The following is a 26,600-nucleotide window of genomic DNA, read 5'->3' on the forward strand; positions in this document are numbered from 1 at the left end:
AAACCTAGGGACGGCGCGGTTCCGTGTCCACCCGTTCGGGCGTAAATTCGCAGGCGTTTGCATACAACGAGGAGGCCGGCGTGGCGGATCTGCTGAGCACCGGTCGCGCTCCGCGAGCGCGCCTGCGCGAGCTGCTGTCGGCGGGGGCGCCTCTGATGGCGCCTGGCGCGTACGACGCGTTGTCGGCCCGGCTGATCGAGCAGGCCGGCTTCGACGCCGTCTACATGACCGGCTTCGGCACGACGGCGTCGCTGATCGGCCGCCCCGACGTCGGACTGCTGTCGGGCGCCGAGATGGTGGACAACGCCCGCCGGATCGTCTCGGCCGTCGACGTGCCGGTGATCGCCGACGCGGACACCGGCTACGGGAACGCCCTCAACGTGGTCCGCACCGTGCAGCTGTACGAGCAGGCCGGCGTGGCCGGCATCCAGCTCGAGGACCAGGTCATGCCCAAGAAGTGCGGGCACATGAGCGGCAAGCTGCTCATCGGCGCCGACGAGATGGTGGGCAAGATCCGGGCGGCGGTGTCGGCACGGCAGGACCCCGATCTGGTGGTCATCGCCCGCACGGACGCGGTGGCGGTGGACGGCCTGGACGCGGCGATCGAACGGGCCCGCGCGTTCGCCGATGCCGGCGCGGACCTGCTGTTCGTCGAGGCGCCGACGTCCGAGGACGACATCGCGCGGGTCGCGAAGGAGCTCTCCGGCGTCGCCCCGCTGGTGTTCAACTGGGCCGAGGGCGGCCGCACTCCACCGCTGTCCCTGGAGCGGATCGCCGAGCTGGGCTTCGCGCTGGTCATCTACCCGATCGGCACGCTGCTGGCGGCGACGGCGGGCATCCGCTCGCTGCTGGCGACGCTGAAGGCGGAGGGCACGCCGGTGTCCGCGCTGGACGCGGTGCCGACCTTCGGGCAGTTCACCGACCTGATCGGGCTGCCCGAGATCCAGTCGCTCGAGCAGCGCTTCACGGGGAGCTGATCGAGCGCCCGGACGACACGGCGCCCAGGGAAGGGACCTGGCGGCGCCGGCCGGGCGCTCCCGGGCCAGGATGGCGCCATGCTGAGCATCGAGGAACGGGACGACGTCGCCGTCGTGCGCATCGAGCACGGCCGGGTCGGCGCCATGGACGCCGAGCTGCTGGACGCCCTCACCGACGCCGTCGGTGCCTCCGACCGGGCGCTCGTGTTCACCGGCACCGGCTCGGCGTTCTCCGCGGGCGTGGACCTGCGCCGGATCCTCGACGGCGGCAAGCCCTACACCGAGGCGTTCCTCACCGCCCTGTCCCGCATGTTCCGCGCGGTGTTCGACCATCCGCGGCCGACGGTCGCCGCGGTCAACGGGCACGCGATCGCCGGTGGCTGCGTGCTGGCGCTGGCCTGCGACGTGCGGCTGATGTCGGGCGGGCGGATCGGCCTGGCCGAGCTCGCCGTCGGCGTCCCCTTCCCGACGTCGGCGCTGGAGATCGTGCGGCACGCCCTCGGACCCCGCGCCGGCTACGTGCTGCTCGGCGCGGAGACGGTGGGCCCCGACCGGGCGCTGGCTCTCGGGATGGTCGACGAGGTGACGGGCGCCGACGAGCTCCTGCCGCGGAGCCTCGCCCTCGCCACCGAGCTGGCCGCCCGGTCACCCGAGGCCTACCGGCTGGCCAAGGCACAGCTGCACCGCCCCGCGAACGAGGCGATCGAGGCGACCACGGCCGAGGACGACGCCGCCGTGCTGGCCGGATGGACGTCGGCGGACACCCACCGGCGGATCGGGGCGGCGCTCGAGGCGCTCACCCGACGCTGACGCGGCGGTGGTTCGCGGGGCGGAGGGTCCGTCCCGGCGGTTTCCTGCGGTTCACTCGTCCCGACGGGCCGGACGACGGCGCCCGCGGACGAAGGAGGACCCCGTGCGCATCTCGCTCTTCGGCCTGATCTACCTGGCCATCGGTCTCGTCGTCGCCCTGACGAACGGCTACAACAGCGTCGCGGGTGTGTCCGAGTTCCTCTCGCTGATCATCGCGATCGTGCTGTGGCCGGCCGTGCTGCTCGGCTTCGACCTGCACCTCCCGCCGATCGCGACCTGAGGCCAGGACTCACCGGCCGCTCCAGTTCGGCGGGCGCTTCTCCAGGTAGGCGGCGATGCCCTCCACGCGGTCCTCGCTGAGGTAGGGGTTCGGCCCGACGTCGAGGCGCAGCGCCTGCCACAGCGGCAGCTCGAGGCCCTTGACGGCGGTCTCCTTCATGCGGCGGACGGAGATCGGCGCGTTCGCCGCGATCCGCTCCGCCAGCCGCAGCGCCGTCGGCAGGACGTCGTCGGGCTCGACGAGGCGGTTGACCAGGCCCCACCGTTCGGCGTCCTCACTCGTGACGTACTCCGCGGTCAGGAGCATCTCGAGGGCGATGCCCATCGGGATGCGCTTGGGCAGGACGACGGACCCGAAGTTGGCGCCCATGCCGATCGCCGCCTCGGGCAGGCCCATCTTGATCCCGCGGGCGGCGACGCGGAGGTCGCAGGCCAGCGCCAGCTCGAACCCGCCGGCGACGGCCGCGCCGTTCAGCGCCGCGACGATCGGCACGGGCGTCTCGGTGACCACCTCGAACAGCGCACGGGTGGTCCGGTTCATCGGCGGCCGGAAGCGCTCGCCGCGCTGGTCGGCCTCGCGGATCTCCTTGAGGTCGAAGCCGGCGCAGAAGGCGGGACCGTTGCCGGTGAGGACGACGGCGCGCACGCCGTCCTCCGCGCAGCGCAGCAGCTCCTCGATCAGGTCGGCCTGGATCGCACTCGAGAGCGCGTTGCGGCGTTCGGGCCGGTCGAGCGTCAGCACGCGGACGTGCCCCTGGGTCTCGACCACCAGTCCGGACTCGTGGCGGGTCATGCCCTGCACCTTCCGGTGCACGGCCCGGTCGGGCAACCGCGCGTCAGCCCTCGGTGCGGTCCCGTCGGTGGCTGCGCACGGCGGTGACGGCGGCCGAGGCGCCGAGCAGGACGACGCCGGGGACGGCGAGCCACATCGGCCAGAAGTAGGCGAGGTCCGAGCCTCCGAGGCTGACCAGCAGCCACACGGTGAGGTTGATCGCCACCACCGACGCCCAGACCGTCCAGAGCACCTTCAGCGCGGTCGGCATCCCGGCGACCACCGTGGGTTCCGCGAGCACCCTCCGTCCGCGGGGCCGGACGGCGGGCTCGGTGGTGGGGGCGGCGACGGAGAGCGTGCTCACCGGGAGGTCGGCGAAGAGCCGGTCCAGATCGGCATAGGTCACCGAGGAGTACGCCTGGGCCAGCCGGTTGTCGTACTCGTAGAGGTCGAGCCGGCCCTCGTCGTGCGCCGCGCGGAGCCGTTCCGCGGCGACCTACCGCTCGTCGTCGGACACCCGGAGTTCGCGTCGCTCGCTCATCCCGCCTCCTCCGCCTCGTCCGGCCGACACCTCGCCGGGCCGGATCGTCGCACGCGGCCGCACGCATCCGGAACCATTCGTCACGAGGCGGACGCGTCGTGTCCCGGGTGCCGGGAATCCGTCGGCCGGGAGCGGGACAGCAGATCGCGGAGCCGGCCGAGGGCCCCCGCCGGACCACCGCCGTCGGCGTGCCGGTGGTCGGAATGGTCGTCCTCGTGCCAGGTACCCGGCAGCGGGAGCTCCAGCGCCGCGCCCCGTCTGGCCAGGGGCTGCCGCAGCGGCTGGGCGAAGTCGACGCCGCCGTGCACCTCGACCGTGGCGCCGGTGAGCTGGACCCGTTCCCCGAGCTGCGCCGCCACCCACTCGCCCCGCGCGCTCCGGTAGACCGTCGAGGAGTCGCCGAGGTCGAGGTCGTAGGGGGCGACGACGTCGTCGGGCTCGAGCAGCCCGTGCTTGGCACTGAGCACGAACCAGGGCACCCCGGAGTGGACGGCCTGCTCGCGGGCGCGCACGAAGCCGGCGCTCCGGAAGAGGTCCGCGACGCGCACGGGGCCGGACGCGGTCTCCCCCGCCGAGCCGATCAGCACCACCCGGGAGGCGACGGCGACCGTGGGCCGGTGCTCGGAGTGCGGGCGGTACCGGACGTAGGTGCCGCGGCCGACGCGCTGCAGCAGCGGGGCGTGGGAGACGTCGGGGGAGCCGAGTTCTCCGTCGCCGACTGGATGTGGGTGGAGATCGAGGCGACGCCGACGTCGGGCCGCCGGGCGTGGATCCAGTTGATCAGGGCAGCGCGGCTGAACGGCTCGGGCAGGGTCGCGGCGCCCTCGGCGACCAGCTCCCGGATGGTGGGCAGTCCTGTGCTCATCGCTGCGCTCCCCCAGAGGTGATCGACAGGCGGGCGGACGCTAACCCGCGGCGCCGCTCCCGAACGGCTCCGAGGAGGAAGAGCACGCCATCGGCGTACACGGCGGCGCGCGTGACCGCCGCCGGGAGCCGATGTGTGATTCCGGACATCGGGTGGCCGCATCCGTCACACGTGTCCCACGCGTCGGAGACCATGGGAGGACCGAACCCCCCGACGGGGTAAACAGGTGACATGGAGACGACTGCCGATTTCGAGCTGGGCGACGTGATCGCGCCCCGCCCGGCGGTCTCCATCGAGATCACCTCCACCCCGGTCCTGAGCTACGCGCTGGCGCACAACCGCGTCCCCGTGGTCTCCCGGCTGGCCATCACCAACCTCGGCGGTCCGGTGCGGGCGGCGACGGTCCGGCTGGGTGTCCGCGACGCCGAGGGTTCCATCGCGAAGCCGGTCGAGCTGCTGGCCGACCTGGACGAGGGCCGGACGACGGTGCTCACCGACCTGGGCCTGGTCATGGACCCGGCCGCGATGCTGCACGTCGAGGAGCAGCGGCCGGGCGTCATCGACGTGGAGGTCGAGTCCGACGGCGTCCTGCTCGGCGAGGGCAGCCGCGTCGTCCAGGTGCTGGCCGCCCAGCAGTGGCTGGCCACCCCGGTGCCGCTGGCGCTGGAGATGCTCGCCGCCCACGTCATGCCCAACCACCCGGCGGTGACCGCGCTGGTCAGCGAGGCGGCCGGCGTCCTGGAGCAGAAGACCGGCAGCGGCGCGCTCGTCGGGTACGCCGCGACCCCGGAGCGGGTCGACGAGGTCGTCCAGGCGATCGCCGAGGCGATGCAGCGCCGCGGCATCCGCTACAGCGAGCCGCCGCTGTCCTGGTCCGATCTCGGCCAGCAGGTGCGCACGCCGGGCGACGTCCTCACCTGGCGGGTCGGCACCCCGCTGGACACCGTCGTCGTCCTCGCCGCCGCCCTCGAGCAGGCCGGCATCCGGCCGCTGCTGTGGCTGGCCGACGGGCACGCGTTCCTCGGCTACTGGCGCGAGGAGCGCAGCGCCGAGAGCGCCGCCACCACGGACGCCGCGCCGCTGGTCAACCTGGTCGACCTCGGGCTGATCGGCCTGGTCGAGACGACGCTGCTCACCGGCAACGGCGAGCCCGGCGCCGACCTGCACCGGCCCGTCTACACCGGCTGGCTGACCGGCGAGCTCGACCGGATCCTCGGCGTCACCGACGTCCACCGCGCCCGCAAGGACGGCATCTTCCCGCTGCCGGCCCGGGCCCGCGACGAGGACGGCGTCCTGCAGGTCGTCGAGTACCGGCCCGCCCTGCACAGCGCCCCCGCGAAGCCCGAGCCGGCGGCGCCCGCGCCGTCCAGCAGGCCCGAGGCGCCCCCGCGCGTGCAGCAGTGGAAGAACGCGCTGCTCGACCTCAGCCTGCGCAACCGGCTGATCAACTACACGGAGCGGTCGGGCCTGGCCCTGGCCGTGCCGGACTCCGCCCTCGGGGTGCTGGAGAACTTCGTCCACGACGGGACGCCGATCACCCTGCTGCCGACCGACCAGCTGGCCGCCGTCCAGAAGGAGCGGGGCGTCGCCAGCGCCCGGGAGCTGCCCGAGGCGCAGCTGGCCGAGCTGCTCGTCGAGCGCCGCGAGGTGCACGCCGACGTCACCTCCGGCGGGTACCTCCCCCGGCTGCGCAACATCGCCTACAAGGCCAAGACGGTGCTGGAGGAGACCGGCGCCAACAACCTGTACCTGGCGCTGGGCAGCCTGGTGTGGGAGCTGGACGGCCGGCCGCTGCGGTCACCGCTGGTGCTCATCCCCGTCGTGCTCACTCCCCTGGGCCGTACCGGCTCATACCGGGTGACCCTGGACGAGGCCGGCACGAGCACCCCGAACTACTGCCTGCTGGAGAAGCTCCGCCAGCTGCACGGCCTCGTCGTCCCGAGCCTGACCGAGCCGGCCGACGGCGCGACGCTCGACCTCGACACCGCGTTCGAGGCGATGCGGGTGGCCCTGGTCGGGCACGGCCTGCCCTACCGGGTCGAGTCGACCGCGGACCTCGCGATCCTGCAGTTCGCGAAGTTCCGGCTGTGGAAGGACCTCGACGAGCACTGGTCGGACTTCACCGACAACCCGCTGGTCTCCCACCTCGTGCACCAGCCCACCGAGGCGTTCATCGACCCGGCCCGCGACACCGCCGCGTTCGTCGACCTGGACGACCTCGGCGCGCAGCTGCCCGCCGCGGCCGACGCCTCGCAGCTGCGGGCGATCGCCGAGGCCACCGCCGGGCGCACCTTCGTGCTGGAGGGCCCGCCCGGTACCGGCAAGTCGCAGACCATCACCAACCTGCTCACCAAGGCCGTCGCCGAGGGCAAGCGGGTGCTGTTCGTCGCGGAGAAGCGGGCGGCCCTGGACGTCGTCGCCCGTCGGCTGGACGCCGTCGGCATGGGCATGTTCGCCCTCGACCTGCACGACAAGGGCTCGCGCGCCTCCACGGTGCGCGCGCAGATCCGGCTGGCGCTGGAGCACGCGGTCAACGTCGACGAGCAGGGGCTCTCGGTGGCGGCGGAGGACCTCCGCTCGGCCCGCCGCCTGCTCGCCCGCTACGCCGACCGGCTGCACGATCCCAACGCCGCGGGACTGTCGCTGTACTCGGCGCGGACGGCGGAGCTGACGGCCGGGCCGGACGTCGACCCGCTGCCGGTGCCGCTGCCGTTCGTCGCCAACGCCCCGGCCGACGTGCTGACCTCGGTGCGCCGCTCCCTCGCGCTGCTGCCCGACATCGCCGACCTGACCCGTCCCTCGCTGCGTCACCCGTGGGCCTTCGTCGACTCCCCCGCCATCGACCTGCCCGCCACGCAGGCCGCGGCGGCGGCGGTGGACGGCGCGGTGCGCGAGGTGTCGGCGATCCCCGAGCTGTCCGGCGTGCTCCGCCGCGCGAGGACGCCGGACGAGCTCGACGCCCTCGTGCACGTGCTCAGCGGCCCCGGGATCGGCCTCGACGTCATCGACGAGACGTTCACCGAGCTCTGGACGGCGTCCACCAGCGCCGTGCTCGGGGAGATCGCCGCGTTCACCGCGTTCCGCCACCCGGGCCTCGACGTGTGTGCGCCGGAGGTGCTGCAGCTCCCGCTGGCCGAGGTCTACGTGGCCGCGCAGACGGCGGCGGCGTCGTCGTGGTTCGGCCGCAAGCGCCGGCTGACCGCCGTCCGCGACCGGCTCGCGCCCTACCTGCGCCCCGGCGCGGTGGTGAAGCCCAAGGACGTGCCGGCGCTCGTCGAGTCGCTGTGGCGGGTCCAGACCGCGGTGGCCGCGATGGCCGCGCGGGCCGACTCGATCCCGGGCCTGGCGGTGCCGTCGGACTGGAACCCGTTTCTGGACACCGATCTGCTGGCGCAGCAGGTCCAGTGGCTGCGGCGGGCCGGAGCGGCCGTCGACGGGTCGACGCTCTTCCACGTCGAGCTGCGCAAGCTGATCGTGCGTGGTCTCCCGACCGGTGCGGCACCGGCCGTCGCCCGGCTGCGGGACGCCCTCGTCGGGCTGCTGCAGGTCTGCCGCAGCAGCCCGGACCAGCTCGCGGCCTGGACGGAGGACGACGGCTTCGTCCTGCGCTGGTCGATGACCCGCCCCGAGCGGGGCGTCGACAACCTGGTGCTGATGTCGCTGCGGCGCTGGGTCTCGTTCCTCGACACCCTCGAGCCGCTGCGCTACGCGGGCCTCTTCGACGCGCGCACGCTGCTCGTTACAGGCGCTGTAAGGGCCGACGACGCGGTGCGGGCGTTCGACCGCGGGGTCGCGGTGTCCTCCGTCGCCGAGCGGCTGGACGCGACCGGGCTCGATCTGTTCGACGAGCAGGCCCACGAGAAGGCCATCCGCCGCTTCACCGCCGCGTCGAAGGCGGTGCGCGAGCACCTGACCGCGGCCCTGCCGGCACGGGTGCTCGGCTCACGGCCGTTCGACGCGGCATCGGGGTCGGGTCAGGTCGGCGCGCTGCAGCGGGAGCTGGCCAAGCAGCGCCGCGGGCTGGGGGTGCGGGCGCTACTGGCGCAGTACGGCGACCTGATCACCTGCGTGATGCCGTGCGTGCTGGTGTCGCCGGACTCCGTGGCGCGGTTCTTCCCCGCCGTCTCCGGGCAGTTCGACCTCGTCGTGTTCGACGAGGCCTCGCAGATCCGGGTGGCCGACGCGGTCGGGGCCCTGGGACGGGCGAAGGCTGCGGTCGTCGTCGGGGACTCCAAGCAGATGCCGCCGACGTCGTTCGCCGAGCCGACCTCCGGCGGCGACGAGTCCGGTGACTTTCCCGAGACCACGGTCGAGGACGAGGAGTCGATCCTCAGCGAGTGCGTGCAGGCGCGGGTGCCGCGGCAGTGGCTGTCGTGGCACTACCGCAGCCAGGACGAGTCGCTCATCGCGTTCAGCAACGCGCAGTACTACGAGAACCGGCTGTCGTCGTTCCCGGCGCCCACGCACGGGCAGGCGTCGTCGGAGCCGGACGGCCGCGGGGTCTCGCTGGCGCGGGTGCCGGGGACCTTCCACCGGTCCGGCGCCGGGCGGCTGCTGCGCACCAACCCGATCGAGGCGAAGGCGATCGTCGCGGAGATCCGCCGGCGGTTCGACCTCTCGCTGGACGCCGCCCCGTCGATCGGTGTCGTGACGTTCAACGCCCAGCAGCGGGCCTACATCGAGGCGCTGCTCCGCGACGCGGACGACGACCGCCTGGCCGCCGCCCTGGACCGGGCCGACGGCGAGGGCCTGTTCGTCAAGAACCTGGAGAACGTGCAGGGCGACGAGCGCGACGTCGTCTTCTTCTCCACCGGCTTCTCGGTGAACGCCTCGGGCACGCTGCCGCTGAACTTCGGGCCGCTGAACCGGACGGGCGGCGAGCGGCGGCTGAACGTCGCGATCACCCGGGCCCGGCGCCAGGTCGTCGTGTTCTCCTCGTTCGACCCGGAGCAGCTGCGGGCCGAGGAGACGTCGTCGGTCGGGATCAAGCACCTGCGGGCCTACCTCGACCTGGCGGCGCAGGGCACCGACGTGCTGCCGCGGGACGCGCGGTCCTCGTCGGTGATCGACCGGCACCGGGAGTCGATCGCCGCGGCCCTGCGCGAGCGCGGGCTCGTGGTGCGGACCGACGTGGGGCTGTCGGAGTTCCGTGTCGACTTGTCGGTTTCCCGACTCGTCGATCCGGAGACCCCGGTGATGGCGGTCCTGCTTGACGGACCGGCGTGGGCGAAGCGAGGCACCGTCGGCGACCGCGACGGCCTGCCGGTCGAGGTGCTGGGCGAGATGCTGCGCTGGCCTGTGGTGGAGCGGGTGTGGCTGCCGTCGTGGCTGGCGTCGTCCGCCGAGGTGGTCGACCGGCTGGTGGCGGCGGTGGACGCGGCCCCGGCAGCGGTCGCCGCGCCGATCATCCTGCCGACGGCGGCCCTCGAGTCGTTCAAGGGCGTGGCCGCGCTGCGGGGTTCGGTGACGTCGTCCGTGGCCGTTCCCGCTGCTCCTGCCCCGCGGGCGGCTGCGAAGCCGGCTGCCCGGAAGCAGGCCGGACCCGCGCCGCTGGACGGCGAGGCGCCGTTCGTGCCGTGGATCCCGAAGACCGCGGGCGAGAAGTCGGTGCTCGACGAGCTGCCGGCGGCCAAGGCCGCGCGGGTGGTGCGCCGGGTGCTGGCGGCCGGGATCAAGGCCGAGGGGCCGGTGCACGTCGACCGGCTGGCGAAGCTGACGGTGGGCGCGTTCGGGCTGACCCGGTCCAGCGAGGCGCGGAAGGACGCGCTGCTGTCGACGCTGCCGCCGTCGGCGGTCGTGGACGGCTACGTGTGGCCCGAGGGCGTCGACCCCGCCGCGTGGGACGGCTTCCGCCGGCAGATGTCGAGCACCGACCGGCCGATCGAGCACGTGCCGCCGGAGGAGATCGGCAACGCGATGGCGGCCCTGTGCCGGGCGGGTGCGGGCATGCGGCGCGACGAGCTGCTGACCCAGACGGCGGCGGTGTTCGGCTACAAACGCCGGGCGGCCGCCGTGACGCCGGTGCTCGAGGCGGCGCTGAAGGTGGCCCTCGATCGCGGCAAGGTCATCGAGCAGCCCTCGGGCCTGCTGACGGCTGACAGCTGAGCTCAGTCCGGCCCATCCGGCCGCGGCGGACGACAGGCGGCAGCCCGGTGCGCGATCCGCGCGACGAGGATCCGCCGCTCGTCCTCGTTCACGTCGATCAGCACGCGGTAATCCCCCCGGCGGGCGCTACGGAGGCCGGCCAACGCCCCGGTCAGCGGCTTGCTCAGGCGCAGCGGATTCTCAGGCAGACTGCCGTGACGAATTCGACGATGGCCGACGCCACCTTGTCCGGCAGTCGCCGAAGCTGGCGGCGCGCCGCCGACGCCACCTGCACGTCGAACGGAACGGTCACTCGGCCAGGCCGAACTCGCCTCTCAGATCAGGGCCCGACACGGCGTCTCCCCGCTCGGCTTCGTCGCGGGCAGCGTCGATGTCCCGCCGGACATCGGGTTGCGACAGCCGGAAGATCGTCTCGTGCAGGGAGTCGAGGTCTTCCTTCGCCATCAACACGGCGGCCGCACGGCGTGCCGGGTGATCGTGACGATCTCGTGCGTCGTCTCCACCGCCTGGACCAGGGCGGACAGTCTGTCCTTGGCCTCACTGAGCGGGATCGACGTCATGCGCCCTTTTCTAGCCTGAGTTCTGGCCAAACGGCGTGAGGCGGCGAAGTCCCTCCGGACGTGAGGGGCGGGGCGCCTCGGCAGCCGAGCTGCATCGGTGAGGTCAGCACCCGGAGGTGCGACAGAGAGGTCGCCCCGCCCGGCGGAAGCCAACTCCCGCTCCGGCGCTCAGGTCAAGACCCTCGGCGATGAGGGGCCCGGCTCCCTGGCGTGGGCGGCTTCGTAGCGACGGACGACGTCGACGGGGACCCGGCCGTGGTCGTTGACCGCCATCCCCTGTTCCCGGGCCCACGCGCGGACGGCGGAAGCACGTGGCCTGCGAGCAGGCGCGGGCGGCACCGCACCGCCCGGCGAGAAGGTGGACTCGACCGAACGCGTACGCGCGGCCGCGGTCAGCTCGACGAGGCAGGCACCGAGCCAGCGGTAGGTCCACTCCTGCGCCAGCGGCCGGGTCTCGCAGAAGACGATGGGGACCGACGGGAAGCGGACCTGCGCCTCGGCCAGCGCCTCGGCGACGCGGGAACCGGAGACGTGCTCCAGCGTGAAGAGCCTGCTGTAGCGGTCCTCCACGACCAGCGCCGCCCGCGGCAGCGCCGACAGCTCCGAGAGGGCGTAGGTCAGCTTGCCGGACAGCAGGCTGCTCGCGAGATCGTTCACGCTCTTGCGTTCGACCGCGGCGACGACCGCGCCGTCCAGCTCGACGGCGTAGTCGCCGGCACCGAGCCGCCGCCGCCGGGTGGTGGCCTGCTGGTGCCGGAACGCATACGCGTACTTCTCGCCGCTGTCGACCAGGATCTCCAGCACCTGCCCGGAGGCACGGGCGGTCGGCAGGTGCACGCCGGGACGTGCCTGCTTCGCGGTGGACGGCGACTGCCAGAAGATGACTTCTCGGCCGTGTGCCTGGGTGAGCACGAGTTGCGATCGGTTCTGCCGGCCCCGCCGGAGCACGAGGTCGATGGCCGGTCCACGCCGGCTGCACGAGCGCACCGGGTGCCGCTCCACGATCTCGGCGTCCTCCGGCCAGCCGTCGGCGCGATGGCAGTAGACCTTCGAGGCCTTCGGCCACGGCTCACGGGCCTTGACGACGATGCCGGCCGGGCCGAGCGGGATGCGGACGAGGTAGGGCAGGGAGGAGGCCGGATCGGGGTTGCGCGCCACCAGGAGGTCGTCGACCACGGTGTCAGCCTGGCACGTCACGCAGGACGCAAGAGGAACGAGCACCTGGGGCCGTCGGCTCGGGTCAGCCGCCGATCGAGTGTCAGCAATGACGCATCCAGCATCTCGGCGAGGGCGACGTAGGCCGCGTCGTAAGCAGTGACGCTCGGATGCAGCGCCCAGATGCGGGTGGTGAGCAGGTCGAACGCGTACGCGGTGTGGCGCAGGTCGACGAGCTCCTCGTGGGCGAGCGCCGCGACATCTCGTCCAGGACGGCCGAGGCGTCGACGACGAGCGTCATCGACGGTCGAGGTCTCGCGCCTCGAGGATGACGTCGGCGGGCAGCCGAGTGCCGGTGGTACGCACCCGCTCCCAGAACTCGTCGGGAGATGGCCGCTCCGCCAGCGCGTTGAGTTCGGCCCGCACGTACTCCTGCAGCGACATGCCGGCCCGCGCGGCGAGCACGTCCCGCGTGTGGTCCGGTACGTCGTGGATGGTCATGGACACCGCCATGCATGAATAGCAGGGGTCGCCTCGAACTGCATGCAAGCAGCCGGCCCGGAGCTCCTTTACCGTCCGCTCATGACGAATCGGCAGTTCAGGACCGTGTTCGAGGGCGGCAGCTTCTTCGAGGGCCCGCGGTGGCACGAGGGCACCTGGTGGGTGTCGGACTTCTACCGGCGCACGGTCAGCACGGTGACGCCGGACGGCGCGGAATCCGTCGTCCTGGAGGTGGAGGGCCAGCCGTCGGGGCTGGGCTGGATGCCGGACGGCGCGCTGATCGTCACCTCGATGAAGGACCGCCGGCTGCTGCGCGTCGCCGACGGCTCGACGACCACGCTGGCCGATCTGACCGAGCACTGCGGCGGGCACCTCAACGACCTCGTCGTCGACACGCACGGGCACGTGTTCGTCGGTGACCTCGCCTTCGACCTGATGGCCATGGCGACACCGGAGCCGACGTCGCTGAAGCGGGTCGACCCGGACGGCACGGTGACCGTCGTCGCCGAGCGGATGTGGACGCCGAACGGGATGGCGATCACGCCGGACGGCGGCACCTTGCTCGTCGACGAGACGCTGGGCAACCGGGTCACCGCCTTCGACCTGGCCGCTGACGGGTCGCTGAGCAACCGGCGGACGTGGGCGGAGTTCGGGCCGGAGCCGGCCGGCGGGTCGCTGGGCGAGGTCCTCGGTGGGCTCGACGTCGCCCCCGACGGCTGCACGCTCGACGCCGACGGGTACCTCTGGGTGGCCGACGGGAAGAACGGCCGGGTGCTGCGGGTGGCCGAGGGGGCCACGGTCGCCGAGGAGATCGCCGCGCCGGAGGGGCTCGGCGTGTTCGCCTGCGCCCTCGGTGGGGACGACGGCCGGACCCTGCTGCTCTGCTGCGCGCCGGACTTCCTCGAGCACACGCGGGCGCCGGTGCGGGAGGCCGTGCTCCTGGCGGTCGACGTCGAGGTGCCGCACGCCGGACTGCCCTGACCGCGTCAGCCGACGGCCACCGAGCCGCTCCGGTTCGGTACGAGCTCGACCCAGGTGGTGCCCGGGGTGAGCTGGACGGGCTGTCCGTCCGCACCGGTCAGGACCACCGGCTCGCCGGCCGAGTTCTTGGACCAGGTGGCGGCGAGCGTGTGGCCACCGGAGGCGACGAGCGCCTCGCCCGAACCGACCATCTGGGTCTCCGGCACCGGGTTGCCGGCCGCGTCGGTGAACCGCGTGTTGACGACGGCGACCCGCAGCACCACGACGTTGTCGGCGCGCAGCCGGGTGCCGTCGGCCTCGACCGACGGGGTGGAGCGCTCGGCGCGCAGCCATCGGTTGTCGGGCGGGCTCCACGTCCACGTCGGCGAGCTGAGGCCGGAGAGCTTCAGCCGCACCGCGGCGGCGGGGGTGCCGGCGACCATGGCGCTCGGCAGCTGGTCCGGGGCGGCGATGGTGAACTGCGCGGCCGGGGCGGCCAGGTGCGCGGCGTCGGCCTGGGCGAGGAACGCGGCGGGATCGGCGTAGATGTTGTGCGGCGCGTGCCGGCCGTTCAGCCGGTAGAACCCGCCCGCGCCCTGGTCGTAGCTGATGACCTGGAGCCCGGCGGCCGCGACGGAGTCGACGAAGGGCTGCTGCCCCCCGGAGAAGGCGAACAGCCCGTGCAGCGGCGCGGCGATGGCGGGGTCCATCGGCCGAACCGACCGGACCGGGCCGATCTGCGGCGGCAGGATGGAGTGGTAGACGGCGACGAAGCGGGTGATCCCGCCCTCGACCACCTCCTCCCACACCAGATCGGCGGCGTTGAGACCGGTCTGGGGGCGCGCGTCGGCGGAGTTCTCGATCTTGACCGCGAGCGCCGGTCGGGCGGGGACCGGGCCGCTCTCGATCCCGGTCAGCGGCCAGTAGACCGGCGGGGGCGGGGGCGGGGGCGGTGGAGCGGGCGTGGGTGTCGGCGTGGCCTTCGGGGTCGACGACGGGGTGGGCGCGGCGTCCGGGGTCACGACCTGCGCGGCGCAGGCGGCCGAGACGCCCAGCGCCAGGCTCAGCATCAGTGCCGCGGCGAGGTAACGAGGCCGGGACGGCTTCGCCGTGCGGCGGGCCCTGCCGGGGCGTGCTGCGGCGGAGCGATCCACGGGGCGCACTCCTGCCTCGACGAGCCGTACGGACGGGGTGGGGGCGCACGAGCTCGTGCGCCGCTCCCGATCCTGTTTTCGGCAGGAGGCAGGGAGAGACAAGCCAAACCGGCGACGAGCCGGGGAGGATGCACCCTCGGTCCGTCGGGCGGATTCCGCTCGTCAGAGCCAGGCGGGCGGTGCCGGGACCTCGCCGGTCAGACCGGAGGCGTCGGCGCGGGTGAGCCAGGCCGCGACCGCCGTCACCGGGCCCTCGACCCGCGCCGTGCCGGAGCCCCACGTGCGGTCGACGTCGATCGCCACGATCGTCACGTCCGGGGCCTCGCCGCGGCCGGCGAACAGGCCGAGGACCTCGTCGACGAGCGCGACGCAGAAGGCGGGCGGGAGGTCGTCGAAGGAGAGCCCGGCGCGCAGGTCGACGCCGTGCACCCACATCTCCTTGGCGCGCAACCACGGCACGTCGGTCGCCGGCACCGTGCGGCCCTGCATGTTGCGCACCTCCGCCGTCCATGCCGAGGCGGGCATCGTCTCGATGGCGACGGCGAGCCGAGCGCAGGCGGCCGCGTAGTCGGCGCGGAGCTCCTCCGGGAGCTCCTCCGCGGTGGCGGCGATGCCGGCGTCGCGCGCCTCCCGGGAGGGGTACATCGGCGTCTCGACGCCGGTCCGCGCCCAGGTCAGGAGGTTGACCAGCGCGTCGGCATTGCGGGCCAGGTGCGCGACGACGTGGGCCCGCGACCAGCCGGGCAGGCCGGACGGAGCAGCCAGGTCGTCGTCGGTCAGCGCGTCGAGGCGGCCGGCGACGGCGAGTTCGCTGTCCGCCCACCAGAGCAGCACCTGGGGCTCGGTCACGGGGTCGTCCCCGTTCGTGCGGTCACGCCTGGGAAATCTAGGTGACGCGGGCGTCGGACCGCCCACTCGGACGATGCGATGGTCCGGGCGACCCGGTCGGGAGGCGGCGGCGCGGGGCGGTGACGCCGCTTGTGTCCGTCCTGGCCGGGCCCGGCGAGCAGACGGAGGGACGACGTGAACCGGACCGTCCATCCCCCCGACTGATGGACCACCCCATCCCGCCTGGTTCCGGCCCGGCGATCGGGGTAGCTTCCGGGCTCCACGCGGGTGCACACCGGGAGGCGCCATGTCGGCCGTCGAGAGTTCCGCCGACCGCGCCGACCCGAACCGGGCCGAGCCGGTGGCCGACCGCGACCCGGACGTGCCGCTGGACGGCGCCGAGCCCGTGCCCGTCCCGACCGCGCGTGGCCTGGCCGGCGGGCTGCTCGCCGCGGTCGCCCGGCCGCGCCCCCTCGCCCGGGAGGCGGCCCGGGTGGGCCGGGACGTCGTGAAGATCGTCCGCGGCACCGACGACGTCGGCCCGTCGGAGCGCGACAAGCGCTTCGCCGACCCGGCGTGGCAGTCCAATCCGGCGTACCGCCGGGTGGCGCAGGCCTACGTCACCCTGGGCGGGGCGCTGACCCGGCTGGTCGACGACTACGAGGCCGCCGGCGCCGACTGGCGGGACGTGGAGAAGGCCCGCTTCGCCGCCAACGCCCTGGTGAGTGCGCTCGCCCCGACGAACACGCTGCCCGGCAACCCGGCGGCGCTGAAGAAGGTCATCGACACCGGCGGCAAGAGTGTCGTCCGGGGCGTCCGCAACATGGTCGGCGACCTGCTGCACAACGGCGGGCTGCCGTCGCAGACCGACCGCTCCGCGTTCACCGTGGGCGAGGACCTCGGCGTCACCCCCGGCCAGGTGGTGTACCGGGACGAGGTCATCGAGCTCATCCAGTACGCGCCGTCGACGCCCATGGTGCGGGAGCGGCCGCTGGTGATCGTGCCGCCGCCGATCGGCCGCTTCTACTTCCTCGACCTGCGGCCGGGACGCAGCTTCGTCGAGTACGCCGTCGGCCAGGGACTGACGGTGTTCATGGTCAGCTGGCGGAACCCCATGCCGCAACAGGCCGAGTGGGACCTCGACACCTACGCCGAGCGCGTGCGCCGGGCGATCGGGGTGGCGAAGGAGGTCACCGGGTCGCCGGACGTGAACACGCTGGGGTTCTGCGCCGGCGGCATCGTGATGACGACGGTGCTCAACCACCTGGCGGCCACCGGTGACGACAGCGTGCACAGCGCCGCCTACGCCGTCACGCTGCTGGACTTCGCGACCCGGGCACCGATCGGGGCGTTCTCCGGGGCGCGCATGGTGGGCCTCGCGCGGCGGTCGTCGCGCGCCCGGGGCGTCATCACCGCCCGGTCGATGGGCGCCGTCTTCACCTGGATGCGTCCCGACGACCTGATCTTCAACTACCTCGTGCGCCAGTGGCTGATGGGTGAGGACCCGCCCGCCTTCGACATCCTCGCCTGGAGCGTCGACGGGACGAATCTGCCGGCCGCCCTGCACGAGCAGTTCCTGGAGATCTTCCGCGACAACAAGCTGGTCCGTCCGGGCGAGATGACGGTGCTGGGCACGCCGGTCGACCTCGGCCGGATCACGGTGCCGACCTTCGTCACCGGCGCGACCACCGACCACCTCACCCCGTGGACCGGCTGCTACCGGACGACGCAGCTGCTGTCCGGGCCGTCGACGTTCGTCCTGAGCTCGAGCGGCCACATCCAGAGCCTGGTCAATCCGCCGGGCAACCCGAAGATGTTCTATTACACGGGCGGGGATGCCGGGCCCGACCCGGAGGCCTGGCGCGAGGCGGCCGAGAAGCACAGCGGCAGCTGGTGGGAATCGTGGGCGCCCTGGACGGTCGAGAAGTCCGGCGACGAGGTGCCCGCACGGACCGAGCTGGGCAGCGCCGAGCACCCGCCGCTGGAGTCGGCGCCGGGCTCCTACGTCCTCGACCGTGTCCCGGCCTGACCACTCACTGCTCCTGCCCGCTGCTCCCTCTGCGAGCGCGTGACCGCACCGACTCCGTGACGCGGTGTTCCGCCGCGCCGGGAACGCGCAGTTCAGCATGGCCGGCCTTGCGGGTCGGTCCGGGGGCAGGGGTCTGAACGGTCGGCAGGAGTCCGCCGAGGTCATCCCCGCAACAAGTGCCAAGGCAGAACGGCGGGTCACAGCATCTTCGGGGCTGGTCGAGCCGTTCCGGTCGTCCTGCAGCACGCGCGCAGGGCACATACCGTCGTCGCGGACCGGCCAGGGGCCCAACCGTCACCGCACACGGGTGACACCCCGCCGACCACCGCCGAACCGGGCAGCGGCCTCAGCCGCCCCGGACCGGGGACCCACCGCAGCACTGGGGTGAAGCGCGCACCGGCACGAGCCGGGAGCGCCGGGCGTCCTCCCCGCCCGAACCCGTCAGCTAACTCGGTAGGCGGTTTCGTGGAGAACAGGAGAACCGTCGTCCGTGACGACTACACGCACGTCCTCATCCGCTCGTCGTCCCCTTTCCTTGGGACGCCGCGCGGCGATCGCCCTCACCGTCGGCGCCGGTATGGCGCTCACTCCCCTGCCCGCGCTCGCGGCGCCGGCCGCGGCACCCGTCGCGGTGCAGTCGGCCGCGGTCGTCGCCCCCACGGCGGCCGCGCAGGTCGCCGTCGACACGGCCCTGGCTCAGCTCGGCAAGCCCTACGTGTGGGGCGCCGCCGGTCCGAACGGCTTCGACTGCTCGGGCCTCACCCAGTACGCCTACGGGGCCGCGGGGATCGGCCTGCCGCACTCCTCGCGGATGCAGGCGGGTGTCGGGGCGCTGGTGGCACACGGCGATCTGCAGCCCGGCGACCTGGTCTTCTTCTACAGCCCGATCAGCCACGTCGGCATCTACATCGGCAACGGTCAGATGGTGCACGCGCCGACCAGCGGTGACGTCGTGAAGGTCACCGACATCGGCTACATGCCGTTCTCGGGGGCGCGCCGCCTCGCCTGATCCGATCGGCAGGGTGCTCCGGTCGCGCGCGCGGCGGAGCACCCTGCCGGGCACTCAGCCGCGTCACGAGTGACTGTCGTGCCCGCGAGTGACGCACGGGGGTTCCCTCCGTGTCGCACCGGCCGTCCGACCGCCGGTCGCCGTAGCTTCCGAACCGTTCTCGTTCCGGTTTTGGAGGAAGCTCATGGCTGGTCGATCCACGGCGCGATGGACCGTCATCGGTGTCGTCGCAGCGGTCGTGCTGCTGCTCGTCGTCGCCGGGATCGCCACCTCGGGTGTGGGCGGCGGCCTGCTGATGCTCGGTGTGGCAGCCGTGCTCGTGGGCCTCGGCGCCGCGATCGCCGGGCATGCCCGCTGGGCGTTCATCTCCACCCGCAGGATCGGCGGGGTCCTGGCGGCCGCCGGGCTGGCGGCCCTCCTGGTGGGGACGGCGACCGCCACCCCGACCCTCCCCACGGCCGCCTCGTCGGCCGCGACCGCAGCCACGGCGTCGGCCACGCCGACCCTGTCGCCCGACGCGGAGGCCGAGCGCGCCGAGGCCGTGCTGGCCCACCTCGAGACCGCGGAGTCGGCAGCCGCGGCCGACGCGCTGGTCGGTTCGACCACAGGACTGCTGAGCGACGGCGCGACGGAAACGGCCGTCGAGGCCGCCGATCGCACGACTGCCCTCGCCGCCCTCGCGGCCGTCGGGGTCGCGGGCCGGGCGCCCCGGACCGGCTACGACCGGGACAACTTCGGGTCGGGCTGGGTCGACACCGACCGGAACGGCTGCGACACCCGCAACGACGTCCTCGCTCGCGACCTCACGGGCGAGACCTTCAAGCCGGGCACCCGCGACTGCGTCGTCCTGACCGGTCTGCTGGCGGACCCGTACTCGGCCCGATCGATCAGCTTCCTCCGGGGCCAGGACACCAGTGACGACGTGCAGATCGACCATGTCGTCGCGCTGTCCGACGCCTGGCAGAAGGGCGCCCAGCGGCTGGACAAGGCCCGCCGGACCGCCTTCGCCAACGACCCGCTGAACCTGCTCGCCGTCGACGGTCCGCTGAACATGCAGAAGGGGGACGGCGACGCGGCCACCTGGCTGCCCCCGAACAAGGCCTACCGCTGCGCCTACGTGGCGCGCCAGGTGGCGGTCAAGGTGACCTACGGGCTCTGGATGACCCAGCCGGAGAAGAACGCCATCGCCACGGTGCTCGCGTCCTGCCCGGCCGAACCGCTGCCCGGCGGCGTCGTCGCTCAGGTTCCTGAGCGGGTTCAGACATCCGCACCCGCCCCGACTCCGGCGGCCGCCCCGGCTCCGGCGCCTGCCCCTCGACGGGCACCCGCCCCGATCCCGGTCCCGGTTCCCGCTCCGGCGCCTGCCCCCGTGCCGGCACCTGCGCCCGTGGCGACCGCCTATGCCAACTGCACAGCGGCGAAGGCCGCGGGAGCCGCACCGGTCCGACGCGGCGAGCCCGGCTACGGAACGCACCTCGACCGGGACGGGGACGGAATCGGTTGCGAGTCGTAGCCGAAGCTCTATCGGCAGGTCTTCGGATGGACGTGAGCCTGACGACCGGGATGCCATCCGAGGACATGCCCGATGATCCTCGCGGGAGACGTAGCCGCCCCTGGCCCAGCTTGGCGTCGATTCAGCTCGTCGTCGTGGTGACCGGCGGTTTGCACCCAGTCGAAGGGGCTGCGGCTCTCCGCCGTGGCCCGGTCCACCGGGCCACGGCGCTGACCTCATCTGCCTTCACGCAGTGACGCTGAGAGACCTACGAGTTCATCCGCGAGCGCCTGGCCCCCGATACTCGTGGGCCCGCCTCGCCGCCTCATCGAGGTCCTCGGCCGTCAGCAGCACCACGGTCTTGATTCGCACTGCGCCGGCGAGCGCCGTTGCCAGGCTGATCGCGGCCCCTGACACGTTGTCCGGCAGATCAACGATTGCGTAGTAGTCGTCGTCGCCGAACGCGAAGTGCATCGACTCGAGCGTGCCGCCCATCGCCTTGACCGCCTGTTCGACCCCGGCACGCCTTTTCGTCCCACCCTCCTCGGCGAGCGCCTTGGCGCCTCGCTCTGAGTAGGACCCGTGCCACATGAACTTGGCCATCCTCCCGCCTCCTTCCCGCACATAGACCCGGTCGACGCTAACGAGGTGCACCACCCATTGCGAGGCCCGGGAGCGCGGCGCGACGGAGGTTTCCTCCGACGCATCGTTCTGGACGTAAGAGTCGCCGCGGCGGTGTGTATCGAGAGCGAATCCGGCGCGACGTCCGTGTGAGGGAACGCACCCGCGCGGAGCTGATCGACGCCGACAGCCGGAGCTACGCCTCTCCTCGCCGTACCCAGCACATCGACGCCCTCTACCGCGAAAGGGGGCGCAACGGCTCCGACGTCGACCTACTGCACAGGTTGTCACCTGTGCAGCGCTGAGTCGCCGCCGTGACAGCGCGATACGGTCCGGACACGGAGGGCGCGTGTCCCGCTGGCGGATCGCTGACCAGCTGCAGGCGAGGCGGTGACGATTGGGGGGCTCTGGACGACGAAGCCGTCCTGGGCAGCCTGTGGTGGCAGGCGGTCTACGACGGCAGTGTCGTCTGTGCGTATAAGCGTGGGTCGCGGAAGAGGGGCAGGCCCGGGTCAGGCGGCTGCAGCTGCTCCTCGTGGTGAGCCCCGACGGGCCCGATGAGAAGCTCCTCGCACTGGGAAACGACGCCCACGGATTGCAGGGGACATGAAGGCGATCATCTTCGAAGAGACCGGCGGACCCGAGGTCCTGCGGCTCACCGAACGGCCCATACCCGAGCCAGGAAGCGGCGAGGTGCGCGTGCGTGTCCACGTCTCCGGGGTGAACCCGACGGACTGGAAGGCCCGCACCGGCGCAGGTTTCGGCGCGGCACCGGCTTCGGCACGCGTGCCGAACCAGGACGGGGCGGGAGTGGTCGACGCCGTGAGCCCCGAGGTCGAGGACCTGGCCGTGGGGCAGCGCGTCTGGTTGTGGGAGTCGGCGTGGCAGCGTGCGGACGGCACGGCGCAGGAGTACGTCGTGCTGCCGGTTCGCAACGTCGTGCCGCTGCCCGAGCGCGCGTCGTTCGACCTCGGGGCGAGCCTCGGCGTTCCGGCAATCACCGCGCATCGCTGTCTGACCGTCGCCGAGGACGGGCCGGAGCACCTCGTCCCCGGCGCGCTGCACGGTAGGGCCGTCCTCGTCGCGGGCGGGGCAGGCGCGGTCGGGCACGCAGCGATCGAGCTCGCGCGCTGGGCCGGAGCCACGGTGATCACTACCGTGTCCAGTGATCAAAAGGCCGAACTCGCGGCGGCCGCAGGCGCGCACCACGTCGTGAACTATCGGGAGGAGGGGGCCGCCGATGCGATCCGCGCGATCGCGCCCAACGGCGTACACGTTGTCGTCGAGGTCGCGCCGAGCATCAACGCCGCGCTCAACGAGCAAGTCCTCGCAAACGCCGGCACCGTCTCCGTGTACGCAAACAACGGCGGCGAGCAGATGACCCTCCCGATCCGCCCGTTCATGTTCCGGAACGTGCGCTGGCAGTTCATCCTTCTCTACACGGTGCCGGAAGCCGCGAAGCGGCGCGCGATCGTGGACGTGACGGCGGCTTTGGCCGCAGGCGCACTGCGAGTCGGCGCGGAGGCGGGTTTGCCCCTGCACCGGTACCCGCTGGAACGCACGGCGGAGGCACACGCCGCCGTCGAGGGCGGCGCGGTCGGGAAGGTGCTCATCGACGTTGCGTGAGAGGTGAGCCGACGACCTTCCCGATGACGTGGTCGTAGACCGCCCTTGGGCACGCCTTGTCGAAGGTCGCACCACACTTCCGCAGGTCGCGTACGACACCGCCCCTAGCACGGAACAGAGGTGCCAACGGACGCAGCGGGCTCGACCGAGAGCTCCTCGATGCGCGGGGGTGATGGCGTCCACCCGGCAGCGCACCACTGTGGGCTCGCACGCCAGCCCGCGCGCCATCGGAGAGACCCCTCGCGCCTTGTCGTCCGATCGCGGACGGGATGGCCACACTGACGCAGTTCAGCAGGCCCTTTGCCTGGCATGAGTCAGGTGATGACCCGAATGGGCGCCCCGGCCAGGAAGGCGGCGACGTCCTCGACGGCGCCCCGGTAGAAGACCTCGTAGGTCGCCTTGGTGACGTAGCCGAGGTGCGGGGTGAGGACGGCGCGCGGCTCGCGGCGCAGCGGATGGTCGTCCGGGAGCGGCTCGGTGTCGAAGACGTCGAGAGCGGCACCGGCGATCTGGTCGTCGCGCAGCGCGTCGAGGAGCGCCGCTTCGTCGACGATCGGCCCGCGCGAGGTGTTGACGAGGATCGCGGTGTGCTTCATCAGCGCGAACTCCGGCGCGCCGATCAGGCCACGGGTGCGGTCGGACAGCTGCAGATGGATCGTGACGACGTCCGAGGTGCTGAGCAGCTCGTCCTTCGTGACCCGCCGGACGCCGACCTCGGCGGCGCGCTCGGCGGTGAGGTTCTGGCTCCAGGCGACGACGTCCATGCCGAAGGCACCGCCGATGCGGGCGACCTTCTCCCCCAGCCGGCCGAGCCCGACGACGCCGAGGGTGGCGCCGGCGAGGTCGGTGCCGACGGTCTGCTGCCAGCCCCCGGCTCGGACGTTCGCGTCCTCCTGCGGCAGGTGGCGCGCTGCCGCCAGGATCAGCGCCCAGGTCAGCTCGACCGGGCCGGTGGGATGCGCGCCGGTGCCGCAGACGGTGATGCCGAGCTCGCGGGCGGCGTCCTTGTCGATGGACGCGTTCTTGGCGCCCGTAGTGACCAAGAGCCTGAGGTTGGGCAGGCGACTGAGCAGGGAGCGCGGGAACGGGGTGCGCTCCCGCATGGCGACGACGACGTCGAAGGGCTCGAGGCGGGCGGCCAGGGCGTCCTCGTCGGCCAGGTGGTCGGAGAACTCGACGACCTCGACCGGCTCGGGGACCTGCGACCAGTCGGTGAAGGTGGCCGCGACGGACTGGTAGTCGTCGAGGACGGCGATGCGGTGCATGCGCTCGGGTCTACTCGACACGGCGCTCGCCCGCTCCCCGGAACGGACCGACCCCTGCCCGGACAGAGGGTCCGGGCAGGGGTCGAGGTCCTTCGTCCCTCGGCGCGGAGCCGAGGGCGGCGATCAGTAGCGGGTGGTGCCGCCGGGGCGGGTGCCGCCGCCGCCACGCTTGTTCTGGAAGTCCGCGATGGCCTTCTTGATCTTGGCCTGGTTCGCCGGCTTGCGGGCTTCCTGGATCACCTTCGCCGCAACGCCCGACGCCAGCAGCTTCCTGAGCATCCCTGCCATGTTCGGCCTCCTTCTGTTCGGTTGGACGCTTCCGTGCCCCGGAGGGACATGCGCCAACCACTGTGCACCCGTCCGTGGCGACGGCCGCACGGCGCTGTGCAGCGACGGCGCCACGCGCGAGGTCCGGGCGGCGTCCGGCCGCCCTTGCTCAGAGCACGCCCGACGGCGGCCGAAGGTTCCGCGTCGGAGGCTCGACGAGGAACGGCGTCCCCCCGGCGTTCCGCCGGGGGGACGCCGTTCGGTCACTCCTCGATGTCGTGGAACGCGTCGTCGCCGACGTGGACCACCTCGCCCCTGTCCTCGAGCCCCAGGAAGATGGCGACGCTCCACGCGGACGCGTACAGCTCGCCGTCCTCGAACTCCAGACCCGAGGGAAGGGTGACGGCCGCGGCCTCGCGGTCGCCGTCCGCCTCGACCTGCACGACCCGGCCGACGGGGGTCGGGTCGAAGTCCGGCCCCGGCTCGCCCTCGGGAGCGTTGTAGAACAGCTCGGAGACGTACACGTCGCCGTTGTCGTCCACGGCGAGACCGGTGATGCTGGTCAGATCCTCGATCCGCCGGATCTCCTCACCGTCCTGGTCGAGCACGTAGACCCGGGCGGCCCCAGGGGCCTCCGCACCGAGGGTGCTGAGGTAGAGCTTGCCGTTCTCCTCGTCGATGCCGGTGGGCACGGGGTCGCAGCCCTCCACGTCGGGGTTGGCCTGCGCCTCGGCACATTCCGGCACCTCCTCCGGCGTGACCACCGGCGGCACGAACAGGGTGCTGATCTCGCCACTGTCCCGGTCGATGGCCAGCAGGGCGTTCGCTCCGGCGTCGGCGACGAGGATGCGGTCCTCCTGCACCAGCACCGAGAAGGGGTTGGACAGCGCGTCGAAGGGCGTCCCGTCCTCGGCGAACTGCGGCTGCTCGTCGGGGTTGTTCTCGAGCTCGTACTCGAGCAGGTCGTAGGTCTCCTCGATGTCCCCGCCCGGCTCGGCGACGACCACCGTGGACCCGCGCGGCTCGCCCTCGACCGGCTCCGGCGGTGCTTCGCCGCTCTCGTCGGGACCGGCCTCGCCGAGAGTGACGTAGAGCTTGCCGTCCTGGTAGTCCACGCCCTGCGGGATGGGCAGGTCGCTGAGGAGCGTCTCCACCTCACCGTCGAGGCCTACCCGCGACACCTCGCCGGTGTCGGACTCGGCCACGACGAGGTCGTCGCCCTCGTAGCCGTTGAGCTGCCGGGGGCCGCCCAGGCCCTCGGCCACGGTCGTGGCGCCGTCGTGTTCGTCGGCGAGCGCCACCGACGGCGACATGCCCAGCGCGACGACGCTTGCCGCGACCGCGGCCGCTCCCCAACGCCTCATCGGATCGTTCCCAGGCGGCTCATCGGTCTCTCCTCGACTGCGGTACTTGAAAATTGGCAGGACGGCCGTGACGCTTTCGTTACCTGCGAGGTTCGCTCAAGGGCTTGTGTGCCGACGGGATTGCGGCGGTCGACGGACCACGCGTGCCGTCGCGCCCCGTGAGGTGGGCGGACCGGAGCGCCACCGCCGCCGGGCGGGTCAGCGACCGTGGAGCGAGCACGGCCGAGGGTCAACGGCCCCCGACGTCCGTGGTCGGTCCCCCGAGGCCCGCGTCGCGCGCGGGCCACGGCCGAGGCGCGGTCGGTGACGCCGAGCTTGGCGAAGATGCTGGAGACGTGGTTGCGCACCGTCTTCTCGGACAGGAACAGCCGACGGGCGATGTCCGCGTTGCCGCGTCCCTCCGCGGCGAGCCGAAGCACCTCCCGCTCCCGCTCGGACAGCTGTGGGAACGGGGTGACGGCGCTGCTCGACCGGGCGGTGAAGAAGGCCATGACCCGCTCGGCGACGCCCGCCCCGTAGACGACCTGGCCGTCGGCGACGGCGCGGACGGCGCGCTCGATCTGCTCCTGGCCCGCGCCCTTGAGCAGATAGCCCCAGGCGCCGGCGCGGATGGCGGCCAGCACCGTCTCGTCGGCCTCGATCATCGTCAGCACGAGCACCCGCGTCTCCGGCGCGACCTCGGCCAGCCGCCTGGTCACCTCGCGCCGGTCAGCCCCGGCATCTGCAGGTCGAGCAGGGCCACGTCGGGGCGGGTCGCGACGACGGCGTCGACGGCCGCCGGACCGTCGGCCGCCTCGGCGACGACGTCCAGACCGCTGTCAGGGCGAGCCCGCTGCCCTGCGCCGACTCGAGCAGCGCGACCATCGCCTCCCGGTCGGACTGCTCGACGGCCGCGTGGTCGACGATCGAGGCGGCGTGGATGCCGAGGAAGCCGAGGCCACCGGTGTAGCCGACGACCATGGCGCTCGTGCCGAGTCGCGGCATGCGCGGCCGGACCAGCTGGGCCATGGCGACGAGGGCCGGCAGCAGGAACGGCACGGCCAGCGTGCCGGCGACGAGGCCGAGGGTGGCGAGCGTGCGGCTGGCCTCCCAGGCCGCGAGCGTGCCTTCGACCGACGCGCTCTGACCGACAATGCGGCCGACGAGCGCCTCGGCGAGGTTGAGGGTCGCGCCGACGGTGAGGGCGACGACGGCGGTGCGCCGTCCGAACGGTGCGGGGCGGGGTACGGGGACGTCGCGGGTCGAGCCGTTGATGGTCGCGACGGGCTGTGAAGTCATCAGGTGTCCACTCCTTCGCCCGGTGAGTCCGTCCCGCCGGGGCCGAGGAACACGGTGTCGGCGGACATGTCCCGGTGTCGTGAGGCACCGGTCCTGATCGCTCCGGGCTGAACGCAGGTTCTGACGGCACCGGAGCAGCTCT

At 72.9% G+C, this 26,600-nt stretch carries 26 protein-coding genes, 1 pseudogene and 1 riboswitch; of the genes and pseudogenes, 9 read left to right on the forward strand and 18 right to left on the reverse strand.

What is annotated here, in order from left to right; genetic code table 11:
• Window positions 1-80 precede the first annotated feature (80 nt).
• The 3 genes from E4P39_RS12785 to E4P39_RS22350 all read left to right on the forward strand — a co-directional run bounded on the left by E4P39_RS12785 (window position 81) and on the right by E4P39_RS22350 (window position 2,067).
• Window positions 81-977, forward strand: a complete 897-nt coding sequence (locus E4P39_RS12785; protein WP_135136967.1) for an isocitrate lyase/PEP mutase family protein — start codon at window positions 81-83, stop codon at window positions 975-977.
• 78 nt (window positions 978-1,055) lie between these two features.
• Window positions 1,056-1,787 carry an enoyl-CoA hydratase/isomerase family protein gene (locus E4P39_RS12790; protein ID WP_135136968.1) on the forward strand — a complete coding sequence of 244 codons (732 nt, stop codon included), beginning with the start codon at window positions 1,056-1,058 and terminating at the stop codon, window positions 1,785-1,787.
• A 103-nt stretch (window positions 1,788-1,890) separates the two neighbouring features.
• A complete protein-coding gene (locus tag E4P39_RS22350) occupies window positions 1,891-2,067 on the forward strand; it encodes a hypothetical protein (protein ID WP_167761829.1) in 177 nt (58 codons plus the stop codon).
• Between the two features lie 9 nt (window positions 2,068-2,076).
• On the opposite strand, the gene E4P39_RS12795 is transcribed toward E4P39_RS22350, so the two are convergent.
• From E4P39_RS12795 to E4P39_RS12810, 4 genes and pseudogenes are all read right to left on the reverse strand, one after another.
• A complete protein-coding gene (locus E4P39_RS12795; protein WP_135136969.1) occupies window positions 2,077-2,859 on the reverse strand; it encodes an enoyl-CoA hydratase/isomerase family protein in 783 nt (260 codons plus the stop codon).
• A gap of 43 nt (window positions 2,860-2,902) precedes the next feature.
• Window positions 2,903-3,319: pseudogene (locus E4P39_RS12800) on the reverse strand (DUF1707 domain-containing protein); the annotation flags it as partial.
• Window positions 3,320-3,459: 140 nt separating this feature from the next.
• A complete protein-coding gene (locus E4P39_RS12805) occupies window positions 3,460-3,966 on the reverse strand; it encodes a DUF6884 domain-containing protein (RefSeq protein ID WP_135136971.1) in 507 nt (168 codons plus the stop codon).
• The gene (locus tag E4P39_RS12810; RefSeq protein WP_135136972.1) at window positions 3,960-4,244 is read right to left on the reverse strand and encodes a hypothetical protein; all 285 of its coding nucleotides are present in this window, start codon (window positions 4,242-4,244) and stop codon (window positions 3,960-3,962) included. Before E4P39_RS12810 ends, E4P39_RS12805 begins: the two co-directional genes overlap by 7 nt.
• Before the next feature lie 231 nt (window positions 4,245-4,475).
• Between E4P39_RS12810 and E4P39_RS12815 the strand changes: the two genes are divergently transcribed.
• A complete protein-coding gene (locus E4P39_RS12815; RefSeq protein WP_135136973.1) occupies window positions 4,476-10,349 on the forward strand; it encodes a DUF4011 domain-containing protein in 5,874 nt (1,957 codons plus the stop codon).
• A 2-nt stretch (window positions 10,350-10,351) separates the two neighbouring features.
• Here the strand turns inward: E4P39_RS12815 and E4P39_RS22920 are convergent, their stop codons facing one another.
• The 6 genes from E4P39_RS22920 to E4P39_RS12840 form a co-directional block, all read right to left on the reverse strand.
• Entirely contained in the window at window positions 10,352-10,492 is a 141-nt protein-coding gene (locus E4P39_RS22920; RefSeq protein WP_245159798.1) for a type II toxin-antitoxin system RelE/ParE family toxin, read from the reverse strand.
• A 20-nt stretch (window positions 10,493-10,512) separates the two neighbouring features.
• On the reverse strand, window positions 10,513-10,641 hold the full coding sequence (locus E4P39_RS23230) for a hypothetical protein (RefSeq protein ID WP_280790855.1): 129 nt from the start codon (window positions 10,639-10,641) through the stop codon (window positions 10,513-10,515).
• Window positions 10,638-10,793: a hypothetical protein gene (locus tag E4P39_RS22650; RefSeq protein WP_209306513.1), complete on the reverse strand. Its 156-nt coding sequence runs from the start codon at window positions 10,791-10,793 to the stop codon at window positions 10,638-10,640. The genes E4P39_RS23230 and E4P39_RS22650 overlap by 4 nt, the downstream gene beginning before the upstream one ends.
• On the reverse strand, window positions 10,793-10,909 hold the full coding sequence (locus E4P39_RS22655) for a type II toxin-antitoxin system Phd/YefM family antitoxin (protein ID WP_209306514.1): 117 nt from the start codon (window positions 10,907-10,909) through the stop codon (window positions 10,793-10,795). Before E4P39_RS22655 ends, E4P39_RS22650 begins: the two co-directional genes overlap by 1 nt.
• 168 nt (window positions 10,910-11,077) lie before the next feature.
• Window positions 11,078-12,085: a histone-like nucleoid-structuring protein Lsr2 gene (locus E4P39_RS12830; protein ID WP_135136974.1), complete on the reverse strand. Its 1,008-nt coding sequence runs from the start codon at window positions 12,083-12,085 to the stop codon at window positions 11,078-11,080.
• Between the two features lie 276 nt (window positions 12,086-12,361).
• Window positions 12,362-12,577 carry a hypothetical protein gene (locus E4P39_RS12840; RefSeq protein WP_135136975.1) on the reverse strand — a complete coding sequence of 72 codons (216 nt, stop codon included), beginning with the start codon at window positions 12,575-12,577 and terminating at the stop codon, window positions 12,362-12,364.
• A gap of 69 nt (window positions 12,578-12,646) precedes the next feature.
• Between E4P39_RS12840 and E4P39_RS12845 the strand changes: the two genes are divergently transcribed.
• Entirely contained in the window at window positions 12,647-13,546 is a 900-nt protein-coding gene (locus E4P39_RS12845) for an SMP-30/gluconolactonase/LRE family protein (protein ID WP_135136976.1), read from the forward strand.
• A 5-nt stretch (window positions 13,547-13,551) separates the two neighbouring features.
• On the opposite strand, the gene E4P39_RS12850 is transcribed toward E4P39_RS12845, so the two are convergent.
• Entirely contained in the window at window positions 13,552-14,679 is a 1,128-nt protein-coding gene (locus tag E4P39_RS12850; protein WP_245159799.1) for a DUF3048 domain-containing protein, read from the reverse strand.
• A 162-nt stretch (window positions 14,680-14,841) separates the two neighbouring features.
• The gene (locus tag E4P39_RS12855; protein ID WP_209306515.1) at window positions 14,842-15,528 is read right to left on the reverse strand and encodes a maleylpyruvate isomerase family mycothiol-dependent enzyme; all 687 of its coding nucleotides are present in this window, start codon (window positions 15,526-15,528) and stop codon (window positions 14,842-14,844) included.
• Between the two features lie 286 nt (window positions 15,529-15,814).
• On the opposite strand from E4P39_RS12855, the gene E4P39_RS12860 reads away from it, so the two are divergent.
• The 3 genes from E4P39_RS12860 to E4P39_RS12870 all read left to right on the forward strand — a co-directional run bounded on the left by E4P39_RS12860 (window position 15,815) and on the right by E4P39_RS12870 (window position 20,058).
• Entirely contained in the window at window positions 15,815-17,536 is a 1,722-nt protein-coding gene (locus E4P39_RS12860; protein WP_135136978.1) for an alpha/beta fold hydrolase, read from the forward strand.
• 316 nt (window positions 17,537-17,852) lie between these two features.
• A riboswitch (cyclic di-AMP (ydaO/yuaA leader) is annotated at window positions 17,853-18,011 on the forward strand.
• A gap of 102 nt (window positions 18,012-18,113) precedes the next feature.
• Window positions 18,114-18,545 carry a C40 family peptidase gene (locus E4P39_RS12865; RefSeq protein ID WP_135136979.1) on the forward strand — a complete coding sequence of 144 codons (432 nt, stop codon included), beginning with the start codon at window positions 18,114-18,116 and terminating at the stop codon, window positions 18,543-18,545.
• Between the two features lie 184 nt (window positions 18,546-18,729).
• Window positions 18,730-20,058: a DUF1524 domain-containing protein gene (locus E4P39_RS12870; protein WP_245159800.1), complete on the forward strand. Its 1,329-nt coding sequence runs from the start codon at window positions 18,730-18,732 to the stop codon at window positions 20,056-20,058.
• A 255-nt stretch (window positions 20,059-20,313) separates the two neighbouring features.
• On the opposite strand, the gene E4P39_RS12875 is transcribed toward E4P39_RS12870, so the two are convergent.
• Complete coding sequence (locus E4P39_RS12875) at window positions 20,314-20,640, reverse strand: GYD domain-containing protein (RefSeq protein WP_135136980.1); 327 nt, start codon at window positions 20,638-20,640, stop codon at window positions 20,314-20,316.
• A gap of 624 nt (window positions 20,641-21,264) precedes the next feature.
• Here E4P39_RS12875 and E4P39_RS12880 point away from each other — a divergent pair.
• Complete coding sequence (locus E4P39_RS12880) at window positions 21,265-22,284, forward strand: NADPH:quinone reductase (protein WP_135136981.1); 1,020 nt, start codon at window positions 21,265-21,267, stop codon at window positions 22,282-22,284.
• 314 nt (window positions 22,285-22,598) lie between these two features.
• Here E4P39_RS12880 and E4P39_RS12885 read toward each other — a convergent pair whose 3' ends face one another.
• The 5 genes from E4P39_RS12885 to E4P39_RS22360 form a co-directional block, all read right to left on the reverse strand.
• The gene (locus E4P39_RS12885; RefSeq protein ID WP_135136982.1) at window positions 22,599-23,549 is read right to left on the reverse strand and encodes a D-2-hydroxyacid dehydrogenase family protein; all 951 of its coding nucleotides are present in this window, start codon (window positions 23,547-23,549) and stop codon (window positions 22,599-22,601) included.
• 123 nt (window positions 23,550-23,672) lie between these two features.
• A complete protein-coding gene (locus E4P39_RS22355; protein ID WP_167761831.1) occupies window positions 23,673-23,837 on the reverse strand; it encodes a hypothetical protein in 165 nt (54 codons plus the stop codon).
• 242 nt (window positions 23,838-24,079) lie between these two features.
• Window positions 24,080-25,180, reverse strand: coding sequence for a ScyD/ScyE family protein (locus E4P39_RS12890; protein ID WP_135136983.1), 1,101 nt, complete (start codon window positions 25,178-25,180; stop codon window positions 24,080-24,082).
• Window positions 25,177-25,878 (reverse strand): response regulator transcription factor, encoded by a 702-nt coding sequence (locus tag E4P39_RS12895; RefSeq protein WP_135136984.1) that lies wholly within the window; start codon window positions 25,876-25,878, stop codon window positions 25,177-25,179. The genes E4P39_RS12890 and E4P39_RS12895 overlap by 4 nt, the downstream gene beginning before the upstream one ends.
• Before the next feature lie 10 nt (window positions 25,879-25,888).
• Window positions 25,889-26,458, reverse strand: coding sequence for a hypothetical protein (locus E4P39_RS22360; RefSeq protein WP_167761833.1), 570 nt, complete (start codon window positions 26,456-26,458; stop codon window positions 25,889-25,891).
• Window positions 26,459-26,600 lie beyond the last annotated feature (142 nt).

The organism is Blastococcus sp. CT_GayMR19, from assembly GCF_004570385.1.
GTDB lineage: Bacteria > Actinomycetota > Actinomycetes > Mycobacteriales > Geodermatophilaceae > Blastococcus_B.

What these genes read in the sequence shown, in the direction of transcription:
- E4P39_RS12790 (WP_135136968.1), top strand. Translation starts at nt 1,056, where the DNA reads ATGCTGAGCATCGAGGAACGGGACGACGTCGCCGTCGTGCGCATCGAG.
- E4P39_RS12795 (WP_135136969.1), bottom strand. Translation starts at nt 2,859, where the DNA reads ATGACCCGCCACGAGTCCGGACTGGTGGTCGAGACCCAGGGGCACGTC.
- E4P39_RS12810 (WP_135136972.1), bottom strand. Translation starts at nt 4,244, where the DNA reads ATGAGCACAGGACTGCCCACCATCCGGGAGCTGGTCGCCGAGGGCGCC.
- E4P39_RS12815 (WP_135136973.1), top strand. Translation starts at nt 4,476, where the DNA reads ATGGAGACGACTGCCGATTTCGAGCTGGGCGACGTGATCGCGCCCCGC.
- E4P39_RS22650 (WP_209306513.1), bottom strand. Translation starts at nt 10,793, where the DNA reads ATGGCGAAGGAAGACCTCGACTCCCTGCACGAGACGATCTTCCGGCTG.
- E4P39_RS22655 (WP_209306514.1), bottom strand. Translation starts at nt 10,909, where the DNA reads ATGACGTCGATCCCGCTCAGTGAGGCCAAGGACAGACTGTCCGCCCTG.
- E4P39_RS12840 (WP_135136975.1), bottom strand. Translation starts at nt 12,577, where the DNA reads ATGGCGGTGTCCATGACCATCCACGACGTACCGGACCACACGCGGGAC.
- E4P39_RS12845 (WP_135136976.1), top strand. Translation starts at nt 12,647, where the DNA reads ATGACGAATCGGCAGTTCAGGACCGTGTTCGAGGGCGGCAGCTTCTTC.
- E4P39_RS12860 (WP_135136978.1), top strand. Translation starts at nt 15,815, where the DNA reads ATGTCGGCCGTCGAGAGTTCCGCCGACCGCGCCGACCCGAACCGGGCC.
- E4P39_RS12865 (WP_135136979.1), top strand. Translation starts at nt 18,114, where the DNA reads ATGGCGCTCACTCCCCTGCCCGCGCTCGCGGCGCCGGCCGCGGCACCC.
- E4P39_RS12870 (WP_245159800.1), top strand. Translation starts at nt 18,730, where the DNA reads ATGGCTGGTCGATCCACGGCGCGATGGACCGTCATCGGTGTCGTCGCA.
- E4P39_RS12875 (WP_135136980.1), bottom strand. Translation starts at nt 20,640, where the DNA reads ATGGCCAAGTTCATGTGGCACGGGTCCTACTCAGAGCGAGGCGCCAAG.
- E4P39_RS12880 (WP_135136981.1), top strand. Translation starts at nt 21,265, where the DNA reads ATGAAGGCGATCATCTTCGAAGAGACCGGCGGACCCGAGGTCCTGCGG.
- E4P39_RS12885 (WP_135136982.1), bottom strand. Translation starts at nt 23,549, where the DNA reads ATGCACCGCATCGCCGTCCTCGACGACTACCAGTCCGTCGCGGCCACC.
- E4P39_RS22355 (WP_167761831.1), bottom strand. Translation starts at nt 23,837, where the DNA reads ATGGCAGGGATGCTCAGGAAGCTGCTGGCGTCGGGCGTTGCGGCGAAG.
- E4P39_RS12890 (WP_135136983.1), bottom strand. Translation starts at nt 25,180, where the DNA reads ATGAGGCGTTGGGGAGCGGCCGCGGTCGCGGCAAGCGTCGTCGCGCTG.
- E4P39_RS22360 (WP_167761833.1), bottom strand. Translation starts at nt 26,458, where the DNA reads ATGACTTCACAGCCCGTCGCGACCATCAACGGCTCGACCCGCGACGTC.